Source organism: Paenibacillus yanchengensis, assembly GCF_042684845.1.
In the GTDB taxonomy this organism is placed as follows: domain Bacteria; phylum Bacillota; class Bacilli; order Paenibacillales; family Paenibacillaceae; genus Pristimantibacillus; species Pristimantibacillus yanchengensis.
On record NZ_JBHUMH010000060.1, the window covers coordinates 24951 to 44909 of the forward strand.

20 protein-coding genes are annotated in these 19959 nt (G+C 38.6%); 16 read left to right on the forward strand and 4 right to left on the reverse strand.

Annotation, left to right across the window (positions count from 1 at the left end):
• Positions 1-2: 2 nt before the first annotated feature.
• Genes ACFSTH_RS16965 through ACFSTH_RS16975 form a run of 3 tightly spaced genes read left to right on the forward strand, consistent with a single transcriptional unit; the run spans position 3 to position 2232 of the window.
• A complete protein-coding gene (locus tag ACFSTH_RS16965; RefSeq protein ID WP_377775064.1) occupies positions 3-863 on the forward strand; it encodes a carbon-nitrogen hydrolase family protein in 861 nt (286 codons plus the stop codon).
• Between the two features lie 15 nt (positions 864-878).
• Positions 879-1544: a GNAT family N-acetyltransferase gene (locus ACFSTH_RS16970; protein WP_377775066.1), complete on the forward strand. Its 666-nt coding sequence runs from the start codon at positions 879-881 to the stop codon at positions 1542-1544.
• Positions 1545-1557: 13 nt separating this feature from the next.
• On the forward strand, positions 1558-2232 hold the full coding sequence (locus ACFSTH_RS16975) for a GNAT family N-acetyltransferase (RefSeq protein ID WP_377775068.1): 675 nt from the start codon (positions 1558-1560) through the stop codon (positions 2230-2232).
• 107 nt (positions 2233-2339) lie between these two features.
• On the opposite strand, the gene ACFSTH_RS16980 is transcribed toward ACFSTH_RS16975, so the two are convergent.
• Entirely contained in the window at positions 2340-2978 is a 639-nt protein-coding gene (locus ACFSTH_RS16980; protein ID WP_377775070.1) for a thiamine diphosphokinase, read from the reverse strand.
• Positions 2979-3195: 217 nt separating this feature from the next.
• On the opposite strand from ACFSTH_RS16980, the gene ACFSTH_RS16985 reads away from it, so the two are divergent.
• Positions 3196-3693, forward strand: a complete 498-nt coding sequence (locus tag ACFSTH_RS16985) for a low molecular weight protein-tyrosine-phosphatase (protein ID WP_377775298.1) — start codon at positions 3196-3198, stop codon at positions 3691-3693.
• Between the two features lie 54 nt (positions 3694-3747).
• On the opposite strand, the gene ACFSTH_RS16990 is transcribed toward ACFSTH_RS16985, so the two are convergent.
• Entirely contained in the window at positions 3748-4485 is a 738-nt protein-coding gene (locus ACFSTH_RS16990) for an alpha/beta hydrolase (protein WP_377775073.1), read from the reverse strand.
• A 304-nt stretch (positions 4486-4789) separates the two neighbouring features.
• Between ACFSTH_RS16990 and pdhA the strand changes: the two genes are divergently transcribed.
• From pdhA to ACFSTH_RS17040, 10 genes are all read left to right on the forward strand, one after another.
• A complete protein-coding gene (pdhA, locus tag ACFSTH_RS16995; protein WP_377775075.1) occupies positions 4790-5857 on the forward strand; it encodes a pyruvate dehydrogenase (acetyl-transferring) E1 component subunit alpha in 1068 nt (355 codons plus the stop codon).
• Between the two features lie 21 nt (positions 5858-5878).
• Positions 5879-6856, forward strand: coding sequence for an alpha-ketoacid dehydrogenase subunit beta (locus tag ACFSTH_RS17000; RefSeq protein WP_377775077.1), 978 nt, complete (start codon positions 5879-5881; stop codon positions 6854-6856).
• A gap of 18 nt (positions 6857-6874) precedes the next feature.
• Positions 6875-8158, forward strand: a complete 1284-nt coding sequence (locus ACFSTH_RS17005) for a dihydrolipoamide acetyltransferase family protein (RefSeq protein WP_377775079.1) — start codon at positions 6875-6877, stop codon at positions 8156-8158.
• A 3-nt stretch (positions 8159-8161) separates the two neighbouring features.
• Positions 8162-9577: a dihydrolipoyl dehydrogenase gene (gene lpdA / locus ACFSTH_RS17010; protein WP_377775081.1), complete on the forward strand. Its 1416-nt coding sequence runs from the start codon at positions 8162-8164 to the stop codon at positions 9575-9577.
• Between the two features lie 249 nt (positions 9578-9826).
• Positions 9827-11710 (forward strand): heavy metal translocating P-type ATPase, encoded by a 1884-nt coding sequence (locus ACFSTH_RS17015; protein ID WP_377775083.1) that lies wholly within the window; start codon positions 9827-9829, stop codon positions 11708-11710.
• Between the two features lie 81 nt (positions 11711-11791).
• The gene (locus ACFSTH_RS17020; protein WP_377775085.1) at positions 11792-12751 is read left to right on the forward strand and encodes a thymidylate synthase; all 960 of its coding nucleotides are present in this window, start codon (positions 11792-11794) and stop codon (positions 12749-12751) included.
• Positions 12752-12812: 61 nt separating this feature from the next.
• On the forward strand, positions 12813-13307 hold the full coding sequence (locus ACFSTH_RS17025) for a dihydrofolate reductase (protein WP_377775087.1): 495 nt from the start codon (positions 12813-12815) through the stop codon (positions 13305-13307).
• A 56-nt stretch (positions 13308-13363) separates the two neighbouring features.
• Positions 13364-13687: a hypothetical protein gene (locus tag ACFSTH_RS17030; protein WP_377775089.1), complete on the forward strand. Its 324-nt coding sequence runs from the start codon at positions 13364-13366 to the stop codon at positions 13685-13687.
• 71 nt (positions 13688-13758) lie between these two features.
• The gene (locus tag ACFSTH_RS17035) at positions 13759-14796 is read left to right on the forward strand and encodes a hypothetical protein (RefSeq protein ID WP_377775091.1); all 1038 of its coding nucleotides are present in this window, start codon (positions 13759-13761) and stop codon (positions 14794-14796) included.
• A gap of 82 nt (positions 14797-14878) precedes the next feature.
• Positions 14879-17041, forward strand: a complete 2163-nt coding sequence (locus ACFSTH_RS17040) for a DNA topoisomerase III (protein ID WP_377775093.1) — start codon at positions 14879-14881, stop codon at positions 17039-17041.
• Between the two features lie 56 nt (positions 17042-17097).
• Here ACFSTH_RS17040 and ACFSTH_RS17045 read toward each other — a convergent pair whose 3' ends face one another.
• A complete protein-coding gene (locus ACFSTH_RS17045) occupies positions 17098-17832 on the reverse strand; it encodes an HAD family hydrolase (RefSeq protein WP_377775095.1) in 735 nt (244 codons plus the stop codon).
• Between the two features lie 166 nt (positions 17833-17998).
• Positions 17999-18223 carry a hypothetical protein gene (locus ACFSTH_RS17050; protein WP_377775097.1) on the reverse strand — a complete coding sequence of 75 codons (225 nt, stop codon included), beginning with the start codon at positions 18221-18223 and terminating at the stop codon, positions 17999-18001.
• Between the two features lie 154 nt (positions 18224-18377).
• Here ACFSTH_RS17050 and ACFSTH_RS17055 point away from each other — a divergent pair, with 154 nt between their 5' ends.
• On the forward strand, positions 18378-19106 hold the full coding sequence (locus ACFSTH_RS17055) for a phosphonate ABC transporter ATP-binding protein (RefSeq protein ID WP_377775099.1): 729 nt from the start codon (positions 18378-18380) through the stop codon (positions 19104-19106).
• Positions 19107-19194: 88 nt separating this feature from the next.
• Positions 19195-19803, forward strand: coding sequence for a DUF3298 and DUF4163 domain-containing protein (locus tag ACFSTH_RS17060; protein ID WP_377775101.1), 609 nt, complete (start codon positions 19195-19197; stop codon positions 19801-19803).
• Positions 19804-19959 lie beyond the last annotated feature (156 nt).

Consider the following 19959-nt stretch of genomic DNA (forward strand, 5'->3'; position numbering starts at 1 on the left):
GTTTGAAAATACGGACAGCGGCTGTACAATATTATTTGCAAGATATTCGTTCATTTGAACAATTTGCCGCGCAAGTTACTCATTATGTTCGCAATGCAGCAGAATACGACGTACAGTTTCTATTATTTCCTGAGTTTTTAACGACGCAACTGATGTCGATTGGTGATGGTGCAGGAAAGTCGCTTACTATTGATCAGTTGCCTGCATATACAGAGGCATACACTGATTTATTCGTGACTTTAGCAAAAGAGTATAACATGTACATTATCGGTGGCACCCACGTTACTAGAACAGCGAATGGGACGTTGCGTAATACCGCTCATTTATTTCAGCCGGATGGAACTGTCATTACACAGGACAAAATACATTTGACACCGACGGAAGTGACAGAGTGGAATATGTCCGCAGGTGATGGGGTGCAAGTATTTACAACACCGTTTGGCAAAATGGCAATGCTTACTTGTTATGATATTGAATTTCCGGAAATAGTGAGAATGGCACGTGCACAAGGTGCAGATGTTATTTTTTGTCCATCTTGTACAGATGATCAGCAAGGATTTTATCGTGTTCGTTATTGTTGTCATGCTCGGACGATAGAAAATCAAATTTATATTGTTACTACTGGTACAGTCGGAGCACTTCGTACAGTTGATTTTATGCGTGCGAATGTAGGGCAAGCAGCAATACTAGCTCCGAATGATATTCCGTTTCCTCCAGCTGGTATTATCAATGAAGGGCTTAAAAATAATGATATGCTTGTCGTTGGTGATTTGGATTTAACTTTATTAGAGCAAGTTCGTCAGGCTGGTTCTGTCATGACTTGGCGTGATCGGCGAACAGATCTATATCCAGATTGGAACTGATTGGAGGAGTGCTGTATGTACAAAGAGTTGTACTTGATGGTGGATCATATTCCGCAAAAGATGCTTATTCGCAATTACACAATAGCAGATTTTGAACAGCTAATTGAAGTACAAAAACTAGCGTTTCCTCCGCCGTTTGCAGCTGATTTGTGGTGGACGAAAGAGCAGATTATCGAGCATGTGAAACGATTTTCTACTGGAGCTATTTGTGCAGAAGTAAACGGGGAAATTATTGGTTCAATGACTGGGCTTATTATTGATTCGAAGCAATATGGCGAGCAGCATCAATGGAGCCAAGTTACCGATAATGGGTATATTCGTAATCATAATCCATTTGGTGATACGCTGTATGTTGTCGATATATGCGTTGTTCCTGTCTATCGTAAATGGGGTGTCGGAAAGTGGCTGATGCAATCGATGTATGAAACTGTAGTACAGATGCGACTTTCTCGTTTGTTAGGTGGTGGACGAATGCCAGGATATGCTGCTAAATATGAGCAATTTTCTATTCCTCCACAAAAATATGTGGAAAATGTTTTATCTGGTGAGTGGACAGATCCTGTCATTAGCTTTATGCTGCGATGTGGACGTATGCCAGTAGCTATAGCAGAAAATTATTTAGATGATGAAGAATCTCGCCATCATGCCGTTATTATGGAATGGCGCAATCCATTTATGTAGAGGAGTCGTATACATGCTAAAGTATAATCGTATTTCATCTATAGAAGATCATTATTTTCCAGCATTTCATCAATTGTTACAATCTATCTTTCCACCAGAGGAAGTATTGGAATACGAATTATGGAGAGAACCGATCCAAGACCCGGATATTTATGTTTATGTAGCAATTCATGACCAAGAAGTAGTTGGGGCAACGGAGTACCGTTATTATAGGGATATGCGTGTAGCGATGACGGACTTTACTATTATTGGTCAAGCTGGTTTAGGAATCGGACGTTTTCTATTACGTAATCGTGAAAAACATCTGCAAGAAATAATGACTCAGTCGGGTACGACGTCGCTCGGCATGTTTGCGGAAGTATATGATCCCTATCGGGCAGAAGTACATACGTTTGGTGGGGTGTCCCCAATGAATCCCATTGTTAGACGAGAAGTGTTGTCGCATGTTGGTTACAAAAAGCTAGATTTAGCATATGTTCACCCATCATGGGATCATGAAGGGGCAGCTATTAGTGAGCTGGATCTTTGCTTTCTACCACAAGATGAGCAGCAGCAAGAAATATCGACAGCGCTAATCGTACAGTTTTTAACGACATATTATACAGCGTTACCGAACAAGCCAGAGCAATGGCATCATATGATTAAACAATTGGCAGAAACAGAAACAATTGCTTTGCTGCCACTATAAAATAGAAATAGTATACGTCTGTACTGGAAATGAACTTATTTTCCATACAGACGTATTTTTTGTTTGGATGATTATGTAGCAGATGTTGGAAAGTACCAAAATTATAGTTAATCTCTACTTTCAATAACGAGCAAGCGACCGGTTTGATGGCTGATCGTACCTACTGTATCCACCAAAATATTACTAATGCCACGAGATTCTCCCACGTTTAATGTAGCATTTTCCAATTTGTACTGAAATCCAGTCAATGTAATTCCGGTAACGGCTGTACCAAATGGTAATAATGAAAGATTGGGAAACTCACTACGCTGAATAGTTAACGTGCCGTCTGACAACGCGATTCGATTATTGCCATCTATAATTTTAGCGTCTATTTGTGCATGTGCAGCCAGAGCAAGTAAAGAAACATTTGCAAACGTATGATCGAAACGAGAGCCTAGTGCACCTAATAATATTATTCGGTCAGGCTGCATATCCATCGCAAGGCGAAATGCCATTTCTGTATCAGTAAAATCTTTGTCGATCGGATCACAACTAATTACTTGTTTGGAATGTTGTTCAATGAGCTGGAATTGTTCCGAAGTAACAGAATCAAAATCGCCAATAGCAATGTCTGGTTGAAATCCATGTTCGATTAAAAAAATAGCTCCGCTATCTGCAGCGATTAAAATGGCATCAGGAATAATATACGATAGTACATCTGTAGAAATTGACCCACCTGTACATATGATAACCGTTGTTGCCAACGTCATCATCCTTTCTGGCTTGATCACAGTAACTTAACTTACAGCGATCTTTATTTTTATTGACGATAATAAGTATAATCTTTTCAAGAAATGAGTACAATCTTATTTGTTTAAAAAGGGAGAGTAGTGTATATTAACTATGAAACAGAGCTAAAGCTAGAAAAAGCAGGTAGCTTTGTAGTAAAACAATGATATACACAAAGTGAGGATGAAAAAATTGATTCAAGTTTTATTCGTATGTTTAGGTAATATTTGTCGTTCGCCAATGGCAGAAGCTGTTTTTCGCAAACAAGTGGCAGAGGCAGGGCTAAGTGAGCAGATTACAGTAGATTCCGCTGGTACAGGAGATTGGCATATTGGCAAGCCGCCACATGAAGGAACAATCAAAATATTGGATCAATATACGATATCCTATGAAGGAATGCAGGCAAGACAAGTGCATCCTAATGATTATGAGCAGTTTACCTATATCGTATGCATGGATAATAGTAATTTAAGTAACGTAAACGCTATGTTAGAAAGTGCAGGAGTAGCGAAAAATGCACACGATGAGAAAAAGGCCGATTTACTGCTATTTATGGATTTGTTGCCAGATCATGAAGTGCGTGAAGTGCCCGATCCGTATTATACGGGAAACTTTGATTTTGTATATGAATTAATAGTTGCTGGTGGCGAAGCTTTGTTACATAAAATTAAAAGTGAGCAAAAACTATAAAAAAATGCTCCCAAACTGCAATAAAGCACATCACAGTTAGGGAGCGTTCATTTATTATTCTACATCAATAAAATAAGTGAGTGCTTGCGGTAATTCTTTTTGCCAAAAGCCCCATTGATGCTTGCCGTCTTTTTCTTCATAGTAGACAGTTGCGTTTCTTGCTAGAAGTAAATCTCGAGTAGTACGATTAAGCTCTACAAAGTTGTATACTCCTGTGTCGGTTTCGAAAGCATCTTCTTGCAGCCCGACAATCATATAGACGGTTAACCAGTCTAACGATTGTATCGATTGCAAAATTTGTTGTGAACTAGAATAGAAAGCGCCTGACAACGATAAAACACGATGAAACAATGTCGGATAGCTGAGAGCGATGTGTAACGAAACTGTACCGCCCAAAGAATCACCTGCTAATAAACGTTCTGTGGGATCGTTGCGAACAGCATATTTCTGTTCAATAAAAGGTATTACTTCTTCGCCAAAAAAGGAAACATAATTTTTATGTCTATCACCATTCGGATCATATTCGGCGGTACGGGTTTTAACATTTACTTCAACGCCAACGATAATGAATGGTTCTAATCCATCGTCCAAAATTAATTTTGTAGCGGTTGTTGCTATTCTGCCAAAATTAAAAAATTCTTCCCCATCTTGACAGTATACGATGGGATAGCTTAGTAAATCATTATAGCCTGGCGGTAAAAAAACGCGTAATTGTCTTTCACCTTCGGGCAAAAATTTACTTGTTATCGTTTCTTTTACGATTGTTCTTTTTAAATAAGCGTTGTTAGACATTGTCGAATCCCCCATAAAAATATTTTTATATCAAGCTTTTGATGCATGGAATAGTACAGTTGTGGAAAAATAAAAATTCGTAATCTATAAGTCTGTCTTTACTAAAAAAACATATTGTATTACTCTGTTACAGTGTTATTTTCTATCTGTATCATATACAACTTTGATAAAGAATGATGAAAATCTGTGAAAAATCAAAGGTTTACCGTTTTTTTCTTTGACCAATATGAGAAAACAGGGTAATATTAATTCTATAACAGATGCTGTTGGTTTTCAAATATTTCGATTGAGGTGAGCGTTCAAAATGAGCAAATTGCCATACGAAGTACAAACGGAGCCGGTAACGCCGATGTCCGTATTATCTCTCGATGGAGACGTAGTTAATCCTGATTTAATGCCAGCTCTAACAGATGAGCAGCTAAAAGAAGTTATGTATCGCATGGTATCTACAAGAACATGGGATGAGCGTGCTGTAAACTTAGGTCGTCAAGGTAGACTTGGTTTTTATGCACCAGTTTCTGGACAAGAAGCATCTATGATCGGTAGTCAATATGCGCTTAACAAAGATGATTTTATATGTCCTGGTTACCGTGATATGCCACAACTGGTTTGGCACGGATTGCCGTTATATCAAGCATATTTATATTCGCGTGGTCATCAACATGGAGGTCAAATTCCTGAAGATGTACATGTTCTTATGCCACAAATTATTATTGGTGCGCAAATTCTACATGCAACTGGTGTAGCTATGGCGTTCAAAAAACGTAATGAAAAACGTGTAGCTATTGCTTATACAGGTGATGGTGGTTCATCCGAAGGAGATTTCTACGAAGGATTGAACTTTGCAGGAGTTTTCAAATTGCCTGCTATTTATGTTGTACAAAATAATGGCTATGCTATTACGACACCATTCTCCAAACAAACGGCAGCACTGTCTGTTGCACATAAAGCAGTAGCAGCTGGTATTAAAGGTGTTCAAGTAGACGGTATGGACGTTCTTGCAGTTATTAAAGCTGTTCAAGACGCTGCAGAACATGGTCGCAGTGGCGAAGGTGCTACACTAATTGAAATGTTGACGTATCGTTTCCGTCCGCATTCCATGAGTGATGATGCTACGAAATATCGTACGAAAGACGAAGAAGCAGAGTGGGCAGAAAGAGATCCACTGATCCGTTATGGTAAGTTTTTGGAGAAAAAAGGGTTGTGGTCTGAAGAAGATACAGCTCGTGTAAAAGAAGAAGCAAGAGCGACTGTGCTTGAACATATTAAAAAAGCTGAAGCTGTTGAAAAAATGACAGTGCCAGGTTTGATTGATACGATGTTTGAAGTAACACCGCCACATTTGGAAGAACAAAAAGCTGATTTTCAATAAGAAGGGGAGGAATAGACGATCATGGCTCAAATGAATATGCTTGAAGCAATTCGCGATGCGATGCGCGTAGAATTAAAACGTGATCCCAACGTTGTCTTATTTGGTGAAGACGTAGGTAAGGTCGGTGGTGTATTCCGCGTAACAGAAGGATTGCAATCAGAATTTGGTGAAGACCGTGTATTTGATACTCCGCTTGCTGAGTCAGCGATTGGCGGTCTTGCAGTAGGTATGGGTCTTCAAGGATTTCGTCCAGTTGCAGAAATTCAGTTCGTTGGATTTATATATGAAGCATTAGATCAAATGTTTATACAAGCCGCACGTATGAGATATCGTTCAGGAGGACGTTATAATTCTCCAATCGTATTCCGTACACCATTTGGTGGTGGAGTTAAGGCTGCTGAACTTCATACCGATTCATTGGAAGGATTGGCAGTGCAAACGCCGGGTATGAAAGTAATTATACCTTCTAATCCTTATGATGCTAAAGGCTTGATGATTGCCGCTATTCGTGATAATGATCCTGTCTTTTTCATGGAGCACTTGAACTTGTACCGTGCTTTCAGAGACGAAGTACCAGAAGGCGAATATACGGTTGAGATTGGTAAAGCAAAAGTGACTCGAGAAGGTAGCGATGTTACCATTATTACTTACGGAATGATGGTTCATACGTCAATGAAAGCAGCAGAAGAGCTAGAGAAAAGCGGTATTAAAGTAGAAGTAATTGATCTGCGTACACTACTTCCGCTTGATATTGATACAATTGTTGAATCGATCAAAAAGACGAATCGTGCAATTGTAGTGCAAGAAGCACAAAAAACTTCTGGTATAGCAGCTGAAGTTATCGCACAGATTAATGAAAAAGCAATCTTACATTTGGAAGCTCCGGTATTGCGTGTAGCAGGCCCAGATACAGTATTTCCTTTTGCTCAAATTGAAGATGTGTGGATGCCAAACGTTGGTCGTATTCAAGCAGCTGTAAAAAAAGTTTTAGAATTTTAATTGAAGGAGGCTCCAGCAATGGCTAGATTTGAATATCTATTTCCAGAGCTTGGTGAGGGATTGCATGAAGGCGAAATTATTAAAGTGCATGTTAAACCAGGCGATACTGTAACAGATGATGATATTATTATGGAAGTTCAAAACGATAAAGCAGTAGTGGAAGTTCCTTGTCCAGTGAACGGTAAAGTGTTGGAAGTATTGGTCAAAGATGGACAAGTTTGCAAGGTTGGTGAAGTTGTTGCGATTATTGATGCAGAAGGTGATATTCCTGAGCAAGCAACTCCAGCAGCAGAACCAGAAGCAGCTACTCCAGCGCCAGCGGCGGAAGTACCAGCAACAGAACAAGCAGCAACTCCAGAAGCATCAGCAGATGCTCCAAAAGCAACTGCAAGTTTAGTGCTAGCAACTCCAAGTGTTAGAAAATATGCTCGTGAAAAAAATGTAGATCTAACACAAGTGACTGGTTCAGGAAAAAATGGTAAAATTACACGTGAAGATGTTGATGGATTTGATGGAAGTGTAGCGCCGGCTGCTGCTGATACTACAGCAGTTGCTACAGAAACGGCAGCTCCAGCTGCGGTTACTGCTGGTACACCATACCGTCCAGAAGAGCGCGTAGCGTTTAGAGGTATTCGTAAAGTGATCGCTGGTGCGATGTCAAAATCAGTTTATACAGCGCCTCACGTAACGATTATGGATGAAGTGGATGTAACAGAGCTAGTGGCACTACGTACGAAGTACAAACCTTATGCAGAGAAAAAAGGTTCGAAACTAACGTACTTGCCATTTATCGTAAAAGCTCTTGTAGCTGCATGTCGCGAATTCCCGATTATGAACGCAATGCTTGATGAAGAAAGTCAAGAAATCGTTTATAAAAAGTACTACAACGTAGGTATTGCTACAGATACAGATAATGGACTGATCGTTCCAGTTATTGAAGATGCAGACCGTAAGAGCTTGTTTATGATTGCTGATTCCATTCGTGATCTAGCTACACGTGGACGTGATGGAAAACTTGCTGCAAACGAGCTAAGAGGTAGCACCATCTCAATTACGAATATCGGTTCAGCTGGCGGAATGTTCTTTACACCTGTAATTAACTTCCCAGAAGTTGCTATTTTGGGTACAGGACGTATTTCAGAAAAAGCAATTGTTCGTGATGGTGAAATTGTTGCAGCTCCAGTAATGGCGTTGTCACTAAGCTTTGACCATCGACTTATTGACGGAGCAACTGCACAGCATTTCATGAACTTTATTAAACAGCTTCTGGCTCAACCAGAACTGTTCATTATGGAGGTATAAAAGATGGTAGTAGGAGATGCTTCCCTAGATATTGACACACTAGTTGTTGGTGCTGGTCCTGGTGGTTATGTTGCAGCAATTCGTGCGGCACAGCTTGGACAAAGTGTACTAATTGTAGATAAGCAGTATGTTGGTGGTGTATGTTTGAACGTAGGATGTATTCCATCTAAAGCGTTGATTTCTGCAGCACATCAATATGAATCAATCGGAAAAGCAGCTGACTTCGGTATCGAAGTTGGCGAAGCGAAAGTTGATTTTGGCAAAGTACAGGAATTTAAAAATGGTGTCGTTAAAAAACTTACTGGTGGCGTTTCATCCCTTTTGAAAGCTAACAAAGTTGAATACTTCCAAGGGGAAGTTATGTTTATTAACGAAAACGAAGCTCGTGTGTTTAATGACCAAGAAGCGCCTCGTTACCGTTTCAAAAATTGTATTATTGCTACAGGTTCTCGTCCAATTGAACTGAAAGCATTCCCTTATGGTGGACGTATTGTTTCTTCAACAGGTGCGCTTGCATTGCAAGAAGTACCAAAAAGCATGGTAGTTATCGGTGGCGGTTATATCGGTATTGAGCTTGGTCAAATGTTTGCTAAGTTCGGTACAAAAATAACAGTTATTGAAGGTTCAGATACTATCTTACCTGGATTCGACAAAGATATGTCTAATCTAGTAGCTAAAAAATTGAAGTCATCTCAAGCAGACATCATCACAGGCGCTCAAGCACAAAGTGCAGAGCAAACGGACACAGCTGTTACAGTAACGTACAAAGTTGGTGACAAAGTAGAAACAGTTACCGCTGATTACTTATTAGTGACTGTTGGTCGTCGTCCAAACACGGATGGCGAGCTAGGATTGGATCTAATCAACATGAAAGTTACAGATCGTGGCTTAGTTGAAGTAGATGAGCAATGCCGTACAAGTATTCCACATATCTATGCTATTGGTGATATTACTGCCGGTCCTGCACTTGCTCACAAAGCAATGTATGAAGGACGTATTGCAGCAGAAGTTATTGCTGGTCAGTCAAGCGTAGTGGATTACAAATGTGTACCAGCAGTCTGCTTCTCTGATCCAGAGTGTGCAAGTGTTGGATACAGCGAAACAGAAGCAAAAGAAAAAGGACACAATGTAAAAATGGGTAAATTCCCATTTGCAGGTAACGGTCGTGCATTGTCTTTGAATGCAGCAGAAGGATTTGTAAAACTTGTTTCTGATGCTGATACAGGTCTTGTATTAGGAGCACAAATCGTTGGTGTGGAAGCTTCGAACATGATCGCTGAAATTGGTTTAGCAATTGAAATGGGTGCTACATTGGAAGATTTGGCACTTACAGTTCATGCGCATCCAACGTTAGGCGAAATCGTGTTAGACGCAGCGGAAGTTGCACTAGGACATCCAATTCATACAGTTGCAAGATAATATATATTGTTAACCAAAGAGCAGTTACTATAGGTGAATTCCTAATAGTACTGCTCTTTTTTGATGTTGCGATAAATATCACTTTAATTAGTCTTATTATTAATGTATAATGATTATAAATATATAGACAATTACATATTACATCCAAACAAATGGATTTTTTCATGCTGTCCCAGAAATGGGGCAGCATGTGTCATTTTAAGGGGTGTAGTAATGGAATTCATTATCAATAAGAAGGAGTGATTCGCAATGAAACATAGGATAAAACGGTATGGTCAATTAAGTGCATCATTGATTAGTGGTATTTTCATGGTGGTTGCTTGGATAATAGGAACAACAAATGCTGATGTTTCTATTTTCCTTTATGTATTAGCTTATATCATCGGTGGTTTTTCACAAGCAATCGAAGGACTTCGTACATTGGTCAAAGAAAAAGATATTGATGTTAATTTATTAATGATTTTTGCTGCTATTGGAGCAGCCAGTATTGGCTATTGGACCGAAGGAGCGCTATTAATATTTATTTTTTCTCTTAGTGGAGCATTAGAAACCTATACGATGAATCGTAGTAGTAAAGATATATCTGCCTTAATTGATTTAAAACCAGAAACAGCTTTGTTAGTATCGGATGGAGTAGAACGTGTAGTATCAATTGATGATTTGCAGGTGGGAGACTTAATTGTCGTAAAACCTGGGGAAATAATTGCCGCTGATGGGAAAGTAGACGGAGGATTTTCATCGGTGGACCAATCATCTATTACGGGAGAATCTGTTCCGGTTGAAAAAGTGGTAAATGATGAAGTGTTCGCTGGGACGTTGAATGGAGAAGGAGTTCTATATATAGAAGTAACGAAATCGAGTGAGTCTACTTTGTTTGCCAAGATTGTGAAATTGGTGCAAGAAGCGCAGAGTGAAAAGCCGGCTTCGCAAACTTTTATGGAAAAGTTTGAACGGATATATGCTAGACTAATCGTACTTATAACTTTACTGCTTATCATTGTACCGCCTCTCTTCGGTTGGTTATCGTTCAAAGAAACATTTTATAAGGCAATGGTTTTCATGGTCGTTGCATCTCCTTGTGCTTTAGTAGCATCGATTATGCCAGCAATATTATCTGCTATTTCTACTAGCGCTAGACGAGGAATATTGATGAAAGGTGGAGCTCATTTAGAAAATTTGGGTCGTGTTCGAGCAGTAGCCTTTGACAAAACGGGTACACTTACCGCTGGTAGACCTGCTGTCACTAATATTATTAGTTACAATGGCAAGACAGAAGAGGATATATTGTTGTATGCAGCTGCAATGGAAAGCTTATCGAATCATCCGCTGGCGAAAGCGATAGTAGAACTTGCGGAACAACAAAATTTGAATTATGCAGCAGTGCCACTTCGTCACTTTCAAGCTATTACCGGTTATGGATTACAAGCTACTATAGATGATAAATTATTGAAAATTGGAAAACCACAGCTAGCCCAACATTTGTTAACCGATGTTACTATTACTGATGATGTGAAACGGTTGGAAAGTGAAGGAAAAACAGTCACATTATTAATGACAGAAGACAAGATTATTGGTTTAATTGCTTTGAAAGATACAGTAAGAGAAGAAGCGAAACGAGCAGTAACGAGGCTAAAACAATTAGGAATACATGTAGTTATGCTATCTGGTGATCAACCACAAACGGCTTTAGCGATTGCTGATCAATTACAATTGGACCACCGCAATGTTTATGCTGGATTGTTACCTGGTGATAAAGTAGAGCAGATCAAACAACTGCGAGAACAATATGGAGCAGTCGCTATGGTTGGAGATGGCGTTAATGATGCTCCGGCGTTAGCAACTGCAACAGTAGGTATTGCTATGGGGAATACGGGTAGTGGTGCAGCACTAGAAACAGCAGATATTGTATTGATGAATGATGACATTGGCAAAATAGCAGCTTCTATTTCACTAGGTAAACGGACGTCAACTATTATTAAGCAAAATATAGTTTTTGCACTTTTAATAATAATTATTTTGATTACTGCTAACTTTTTTGATCGAATGACATTGCCACTGGGTGTGATAGGTCATGAAGGGAGTACGATTCTTGTTATTTTGAATGGGCTTCGTTTGCTCTTTGATCGCCATTAATTATTGAAATTATGATGGGCTAGTCCAGTCTTCGCATGGTATAATGTAATTTATAAGTTTATCGAGTCGGAGGAGAACGTAATGAGTTATAACGAGCAACAATACTTAGATTTACTAGAGTACGTATTACAACATGGTACACGTAAAGATGATCGTACTGGTACAGGAACACTGTCCGTTTTTGGTTATCAAATGCGTTTTAACCTAAGTGAAGGTTTTCCACTGCTGACGACAAAACGATTGTCATTAAAATTAATTGTCAGTGAGCTACTTTGGTTTATACAAGGACAGACAAACATTCGTTATTTGTTAGAACATAATAATAATATATGGAATGAATGGGCGTTCAAGCGTTGGGTAGAAAGTAGTGATTACACTGGTCCAGATATGACCGATTTTGGATTAAGAGCTCAATCAGATGCAACGTTTGCACCATTGTATGAGCAACAGATGAAGCTGTTTACAACGAAAGTACTTACTGATGATGCGTTTGCTGCTCAGTATGGCGAGCTAGGCAACGTATACGGAAAACAATGGCGTGCTTGGAAAACATCACAAGGGGAAACGTTGGATCAATTACAACAAGTCATTACGCAAATTAAAGAAAATCCGGATTCTCGTCGCCATATCGTAACGGCATGGAATCCAGAAGATGTACCGAGTAATATGGCGCTACCTCCTTGTCATACGATGTTTCAATTTTATGTAGCGGATAATAAATTGTCTTGTCAATTATATCAACGGAGCGGAGATATCTTTTTAGGTATTCCATTTAATATAGCGAGTTATGCTTTGCTAACCGAACTAGTTGCTAAAGAGTGTGGTCTACAAGTAGGGGAGTTTATTCATACAATCGGTGATGCACATATTTATAATAATCATGTTGATCAGATTAAATTGCAATTATCAAGAGAAGTAAGAGAATTACCACAGTTAATATTGCATGATGATCACACTTCCATTTTTGATTATACGGTTGCGGATATTAAGGTCGATAATTATCATCCACATCCATCTATTAAAGCTCCTATAGCAGTATAGGTAGTAACTTAGTTTAGATTGCATCTACAAATATGGTGTGTTCAAAAAGGAGTTAGCAAAAATGGCAATTACAATGATTGCAGCCATGGATGAAAATAGAGTCATTGGTGTTGAAAATCGATTACCATGGCGTTTACCAGCAGAAATGGCTTTTTTTAAACAGACAACGATTGGTAAGACAGTCATTATGGGTCGGAAAACAGCGGAGTCGTTACCAAAAGCATTGGTCGAACGACGTAATGTTGTACTTACTAAGCAAGCTAAAGTAGCTGAGGCGGGCTTTGAATATATTCATTCTGTCGATGAAGCATTGCAATTGGCAACTACAGTGGAAGAGCTAGTCGTCATTGGCGGAGCAGAGATTTACAAATTATTTTTACCTCATGCTAATCGTATTTATTTGACTACTGTTCATACAGAAGTGGCAGATGGAGATGCTCATTTTCCGGTACTAATGGAGAAACAGTGGCAGCTTACAGAAGAACAGCACTGCGAACAAGATGAGAAAAATAAATTTTCATTTACAGTACGGACATATAACCGGATAAGCAACTAATGTCAGACAAGAGCGCCGGTATGGCGCTTTTGTCTACTTAAAGGAGTTAACGATCTATGATTTTATATCATTCACAGCAGATAACGGAAATACAGTTTATGGCGTTTGAGATAGAAATGGAACGAAGAAATCAACAGTGGGTAGATGTCATATTAACCCCACAAGTTTCTGAAACAACACCATTACCTACCGATTTGAATGATTTTACGATCTATGTTGTTTGTTTTGCTAGTGATGCTAGTATTATGCAAATTATTCCGCAAAATGAAGGCTGTGATTGCGAATATCTGTTTACTGTATTAGAAAAAGAACAAATACGACAATTTATAGAACAACCAGATATACAAAAGAAAATGATGAGCTTACCATTGCCTTGGTGAAGAAAAGGAGCTAGAAATTGTTCAGTCATAGTATTTACTAAAAACGGTGATGTTTTAAAGGGGGGAAATCTATGTCGAATGGCAGTGCTTATTTATTTACAGCACATCAATTGAAGCAGATACGTCTTTATGTACAGCAAAAGTACAAACATCAATCGGATAGTAAACATGCTGAAATCGTTGCTAATACGGTCCAACAAATACTATATCGGCAACTTCCCGACTTTCCAGAACCGATTAAACAGCAGTTGCTTCTTCATTTAATTGAACGAATTGTTGTACAGCAACAGCGATTCGTAACTTCCTCTGACATAGATACTTTATGTAGGAAGTCATTAGATTTATCAAGTGAAGAGATTGCTGTTCCGTTGTCCGACTGGCGAAAAAATAACGCCAATACTTCGGCTGAAAATCTGGAATTAAAGGAAGGGAGCAATCGAGCACCTGGTACTGCTACGATATTTACTCGATTGCAACAAATGTTACGCTCGTTGTCACATCGATATGGTAAAGTTATCATGTACAGCAGTTTAAGTGTATTGCTGATTGCGGCTTTGTATAGTTATAGCTCTTGGGAGAAAAATAAAAAAGTAACTGCTACAGATGGAGCTGCTCTACACCCACCTGCTCATGTAAATATGGAGATGGATACTAGTGCTGTGGCGAGTCACAATGAGCTGCCCATTCATTTGCAATATATTGATCGTGATTGGGAAGTATTACGCAGTTATTTGGAAACGAAACAATCTTATCTTGCTGATGATCCTTATTTTTCTACAGTAGTTGATGTCGCGAAGCAATTTGATATTCATCCTGTTTTATTGTTTGCAATTACAGGTCAAGAACAAGGGTTTGTGCCAAAATCGAATAACAATGCAGCAACAATTGCCAATAATCCGTTTAATGTGTTTCATAGTTGGCAAGATTTTAATACAAACATAACAGAGTCTACTGAAATAGCAGCGAGAACGATTACTCGATTAAGTAAAGAAAAACCAGACAAAGTCGATCCTATCGTGTGGATTAATCGGGAATATGCAGAAGATCCTAATTGGGCGAGCGGAGTTAACACTATTTTTAGCACTATTATTGCTTATATGGATAAATAGTATACTTTTACGAGAATGGGTTGTCTAGACAGTTAGTGAAAACTGACTACGGGCAGCAGTCGAATGAGAGGTTCGTGACACTTTGAAATTAATTATCGCGGAGAAACCAGATCAAGGAACAAAGTTGGCTTCGCCATTCAAAAATAAAAAGCAACAAGGATATATTGAAATCATGCCTAATGCAACGTTTCCGAAAGGAGCTTTGGTTACATGGGCTGTTGGACATGTCTGTGAGTTAGTTCCACCAGAAGAGTACGATCCTCGCTTAAAAAAGTGGAGTTTAGAATTGTTACCGATATTGCCAGATAAGTTTAAACATCGGGTTACTCCATCAAAGGCGAAACAATTTAAAGTTATTCAATCATTATTAACCCGTTCGGATGTGACAGAAGTAATTCACGCGGGAGATGCTGGTAGGGAAGGCGAGTATATTGTTCGCATTGCTGTACAGATGAGTGGTGTTCAAAAACCGATGAAACGTTTGTGGATATCCTCTTTAACACCTAAAGCGGTTGAACAAGGCTTTCAAAATTTAAAAGATGAACAAGAAACACGTTATTTATATTATGAAGCTGTTAGTCGTTCTTGTGCGGATTGGTTAGTGGGAATGAATGGGTCTAGAGTATATTCGCTACTTTTTCAGCGGAGAGGAATTAGGGAAGTATTTTCGACAGGACGAGTTCAAAGCCCTACACTTGCGTTGATCGTCGCTCGAGAAAAAGAAATTAATAATTTTAAGCCGGAGCCATTTTGGGAGTTAAAAGCGAAGTTTTTGATGAAAGACACTTTATATGAAGGAACATGGTTTCGAGGAGAACAAACACGGTTTGCGAGCCAAGAAGAAGCAGAATTGGTCAGAAATAATTGTGAACAGCAAACAGCAACAGTTGATAAAGTAGAGAGTGAGCGTAAAGAATTTCAACCACCTCAATTATTTAATTTATCATCTTTACAAGCAACAGCTAATCAAATTTTTAAATATTCTCCACAAAGTTGTTTGGATGCATTACAGCAGCTTTATTTGGAAGGCTACATATCGTATCCAAGATCGGATTCGGCTTACGTTACGTCAGAAGAAGCAAAGCAATTTCCAGATATTCTAGCAAAGCTTGGTCAGCAAGATACATTTAAAGAATTTTTTCCATTGCCGATACCATCTGTTGCAAATAACAAAAGGGTAGTGAATGCTGCTAAAGTAAGCGATCATTATGCGATTATACCAACGGAAGTTGTCCCACAGATGAGTCGATTGAAACCAACGGAACGTAGTTTATATGAGCTGATCGTAAAAAGATTAATAGCGGTACATTATGATAAAGCAATTATTGATTACTCTCGATTAATTACAGTTGTTGGCGAAGGTGAAACCTTTTTGACCAAAGGTAAATGTATTGTCCAAGAAGGTTGGAGGAAAGTGCTCTATGAGCAAGATTCCAAAGAAGATGCTGACTTGTCGTTATTACCATCACTTGAGCAAGGGGATAGTGGAACGATTGAAGATTTGTTAATAAAGGAAGGTAAAACGCAAGCACCAAAACGGTATACAGAAGGTCAATTAATTACGTTAATGAAAACGGCTGGAAAGCATTTGGAAGATGCGGAGCTTGAAAAAGTACTCGAAAAGACAGAAGGATTAGGAACAGAAGCAACACGGGCAGGCATTATTTCTATTTTGAAAGATCGTAAATATATTGATGTGAAGAAAAACATAGTGTTTGCTACGAGCAAGGGGATGATGTTAATAGACGCATTGGGTGACAGTATATTAGCATCGGCTGAAATGACAGCCAAATGGGAGCAACGATTGCATGAAGTAGGGCAAGGTAAAGCATCTCCTCGTTCTTTTATGGAGCAGGCACGAAAATTATCACAGAAAATTATTGATGATGCGATTCAAAATTCAAAGACGTGGAAGTTTACAGCTAAAGATTTGGAATCGATCGCACAGCCTGAAAAAAAGGAACGAAACGTTTCTGCTCCAAGTTCACCACTTGGTCCTTGTCCGAAGTGTGCAGCACAAGTAGTCGATAAAGGTAATTTTTATAGTTGCTCTGCTAAACCAGCTTGTGATTTTTCGTTTTCGAAAAAAGTATTAGGCAAAAAAATATCAGAAACGCAAATCAAGAAGTTTTTAGATAAAGGAAAAACGAATATGATTAAAGGATTTAAAAAAGGTGAAAAATCATTTGATGCAGTATTAGTTTGGAAGAAGGAAGAAGGGAAAGTAGGGTTTGAGTTTAAGTAGAGCGGTGAGCAGGGAAATCGTCATTTTCGTGGCAACTTTCCTGCTATCTCCCGTCATTATTGTGCTAAAAATTGAGATATTGTAATGGGAATTTCTTTTAGTTGCTGTAAGCGGAAAAAAGCGCTCGTCGGTTTAATATCAATCGGAATGTTGTTGTATTCCCATTCTTCCTTTGTTTGCATATGAATAGCATGTATACCAGCAGTTAATGCAGGAACTACATCGGTTCGGATCGAATTACCGATCATCCAAGTATGGCGACGGTCAAATCTACCATCTTGTAATATGGACTCTAGTGCATCATTATTTTTAAGTTGACGAATATAAATTCGATTTTCGAAAAATCGCTTTAGATTCATCTGTTCAATTTTTCTGGTTTGTATTTTCGCTTCGCCACCAGTGTATAGATGTAATTCGTGACCAGCAGTAACCAATTGTGTAAGCGTTTGTTCCATATGTGGATACGGTTCCGTATCATGGCTATAAACTTGGATACCAAGTTCCCATAGTTTTTCCATTTCTTGTTTACTACACTCTCGTCCAGTTAAGTGAGAGAAGTAACGATACGTCTCTACAAACGAGCGAGGAAAATGTTCACTTCTAAACCCGCTTTGCTCTATTAATGTTAAATCCAATTCATTTTGTTTATCGCGCACTGCTAGAGCATGAACAGAAGGAAAAGGATGGAACCAAGAAGTAATCGTCTCAATAAATTGATCAACGACATGAAAGAAGTAACGATTGCAATAAATTAGTGTATCATCCAAATCAAACATTATTTGTTGTTTCATCCTGTAATTTCTCCTTTCATTGAGAATGACCCCGTCCATATGTACCAATCTACATGATAATGTAGGAATTCGTCAATGGAAATCGCTGATTAGATGCGATAGAATATAAAAAACAGTGTATGCTAATAAATAGCGATACACTGCTAAAGGTACAGAATTTATAGTGTTACGCATGTTTTAATTGAGAAGCAAGTAGTATTTGTTTAATAAAGCTAATTCGTTGCCGAACATAAAAGTCTTTGCTCGCGCCGCGTAAACTATTGGGTGAAATCACCTCTTCCGTTTTGTTATCGATAATGGTTAGTTTTCCGTCGTCATAAAATTTAAACGTTAAATCTTTCCCATAGCTTCTAGGTTCTACATAACGATACATTTGGCATTTGTTTCTCATGGTGATTCATCCTCCCTTATTTAACGATCTGAGCACTGCATTAGAACGTTTGTTCTCGTATCTATTATATCAAACATTTGTTCGTATGGAAACCATTTTTTAATTCGCTTACACTAGAGTTATATCGATTGTTCGTATAGAAAGGAAGCATGTCATGATAAGAATACAAAGATTAACAAAAAGAATTCCTGGTGGACCGAAAATATTGCATGAAATTGATTTCGAAGCGTATCCTGGTGATTTTATTGCCATTAAAGGAAGTAGTGGTAGTGGTAAATCAATGTTTTTAAAATGCTTGTCGCTGCAAGAAAAATGGACTAGCGGTAAATTCAAGTTCGATGGTGTAGATGTATTTGAATCTGGGCTGAAAGGTAAATTGAAAGTAAAAAGAGAAATTGCTTATTTGGAAGAGAAACCATATTTATATCCGAATAAAACCGCTCTAAAAAACGTTATTATCGGTTCTGTCAGTCAAACTCCGGCTTGGCGTAGATGGACGGGTATGATGCGCAGTGATGATTATATGGGCGGTATGGATATGATCGAAAAAAGAGGGTTAATAGATAAAGCGCACCAGAAAGCGGGCACATTAAGTGGTGGTGAGCAACAAAGAATAGCGATGGCTAGAGCTTTAGTTCACGGTGCCAAAGTTATTGCTGTAGATGAGCCTGTCACTGGTCTTGATCCTCATACAGCCGAAGATGTGCTAAAAGAATTGAAACACCTTTGTACCGAGCAAGGGGTTATCGTAGTTGCAGTTCTTCACCAAGGTGACTGGGCGGAGCGATTTGCAGATCGGATCATCGGACTTAATAAAGGTGAGATCGTTATTGATATACGTGGTCGTCGCATGACGGAGAGAGAAAAACGATTACTAGATTAAATAATAACTTGGATGAGGAAAAAGTGATAATAGGAACAAGCCGCCTTATCATATAATGAACTATCATTAGAAATAGGCAGGTGTTATCATGTTCAACTTTCCTAAACCTGTAGTTGTGCAAGCAGCCGAAGCATCTTTTCCTAAAGCGCTAATTTATTTGCCCCATATAAGTGGCGGGAAAAAAGAAGCAGATGCTCATATGAATCAAGTATTTGTAGCAGGTACACAGCATTTAGTTAATACGCAAGGTCCGTTAACAGATCCACGTGCAGAGATGTACGGATTTTTTGAAGTAAAAAATAATCAAAAAGATGTACTAAGTGTGTCGCTTATTAATTATGCTTATACAGGTGGAGCGCATGGAGCAACGATAGAGAAGTCGTATACGTTTCAAGCGTCAACAGGTCATGCTTATACATTAAAACAGTTGTTTAAACCAGGAGCTGACTATGTAAAAGCGTTAAGTGAACCGATTAAACGTGCAATCAAAGAAAGAAACATTGAAACGTTCGAACCGTTCCAAGCGATACGTCCGGATCAAGATTTTTATTTGGCAGATCGTTCGATTGTTATTTATTTTCAACAATATGAAATAGCTCCCTATGTATACGGCTTATTATATTTCCCAATTTCTATTTATGAGTTAACGGACATTATTCCAGATAATAGCCCGTTGAATGCATTGATGAATGTTTAAATATGTTGCGTAGAAGTTTGCTTAGTCATATATATAGCGCTACTTTACGTCTTAATGGCGAGTGAAGTAGCGTTTTTTTGTGGGTGGGGAAATTAAAAATAAAAACCGGTACTTATTTCCCGGGGAAGCGCATGATGTAGCAGAAACTTTAATAAT

What these genes read in the sequence shown, in the direction of transcription:
- ACFSTH_RS16970 (WP_377775066.1), top strand. Translation starts at nt 879, where the DNA reads ATGTACAAAGAGTTGTACTTGATGGTGGATCATATTCCGCAAAAGATG.
- ACFSTH_RS16975 (WP_377775068.1), top strand. Translation starts at nt 1,558, where the DNA reads ATGCTAAAGTATAATCGTATTTCATCTATAGAAGATCATTATTTTCCA.
- ACFSTH_RS16990 (WP_377775073.1), bottom strand. Translation starts at nt 4,485, where the DNA reads ATGTCTAACAACGCTTATTTAAAAAGAACAATCGTAAAAGAAACGATA.
- pdhA (WP_377775075.1), top strand. Translation starts at nt 4,790, where the DNA reads ATGAGCAAATTGCCATACGAAGTACAAACGGAGCCGGTAACGCCGATG.
- ACFSTH_RS17000 (WP_377775077.1), top strand. Translation starts at nt 5,879, where the DNA reads ATGGCTCAAATGAATATGCTTGAAGCAATTCGCGATGCGATGCGCGTA.
- ACFSTH_RS17005 (WP_377775079.1), top strand. Translation starts at nt 6,875, where the DNA reads ATGGCTAGATTTGAATATCTATTTCCAGAGCTTGGTGAGGGATTGCAT.
- lpdA (WP_377775081.1), top strand. Translation starts at nt 8,162, where the DNA reads ATGGTAGTAGGAGATGCTTCCCTAGATATTGACACACTAGTTGTTGGT.
- ACFSTH_RS17015 (WP_377775083.1), top strand. Translation starts at nt 9,827, where the DNA reads ATGAAACATAGGATAAAACGGTATGGTCAATTAAGTGCATCATTGATT.
- ACFSTH_RS17020 (WP_377775085.1), top strand. Translation starts at nt 11,792, where the DNA reads ATGAGTTATAACGAGCAACAATACTTAGATTTACTAGAGTACGTATTA.
- ACFSTH_RS17025 (WP_377775087.1), top strand. Translation starts at nt 12,813, where the DNA reads ATGGCAATTACAATGATTGCAGCCATGGATGAAAATAGAGTCATTGGT.
- ACFSTH_RS17030 (WP_377775089.1), top strand. Translation starts at nt 13,364, where the DNA reads ATGATTTTATATCATTCACAGCAGATAACGGAAATACAGTTTATGGCG.
- ACFSTH_RS17035 (WP_377775091.1), top strand. Translation starts at nt 13,759, where the DNA reads ATGTCGAATGGCAGTGCTTATTTATTTACAGCACATCAATTGAAGCAG.
- ACFSTH_RS17045 (WP_377775095.1), bottom strand. Translation starts at nt 17,832, where the DNA reads ATGAAACAACAAATAATGTTTGATTTGGATGATACACTAATTTATTGC.
- ACFSTH_RS17050 (WP_377775097.1), bottom strand. Translation starts at nt 18,223, where the DNA reads ATGAGAAACAAATGCCAAATGTATCGTTATGTAGAACCTAGAAGCTAT.
- ACFSTH_RS17055 (WP_377775099.1), top strand. Translation starts at nt 18,378, where the DNA reads ATGATAAGAATACAAAGATTAACAAAAAGAATTCCTGGTGGACCGAAA.
- ACFSTH_RS17060 (WP_377775101.1), top strand. Translation starts at nt 19,195, where the DNA reads ATGTTCAACTTTCCTAAACCTGTAGTTGTGCAAGCAGCCGAAGCATCT.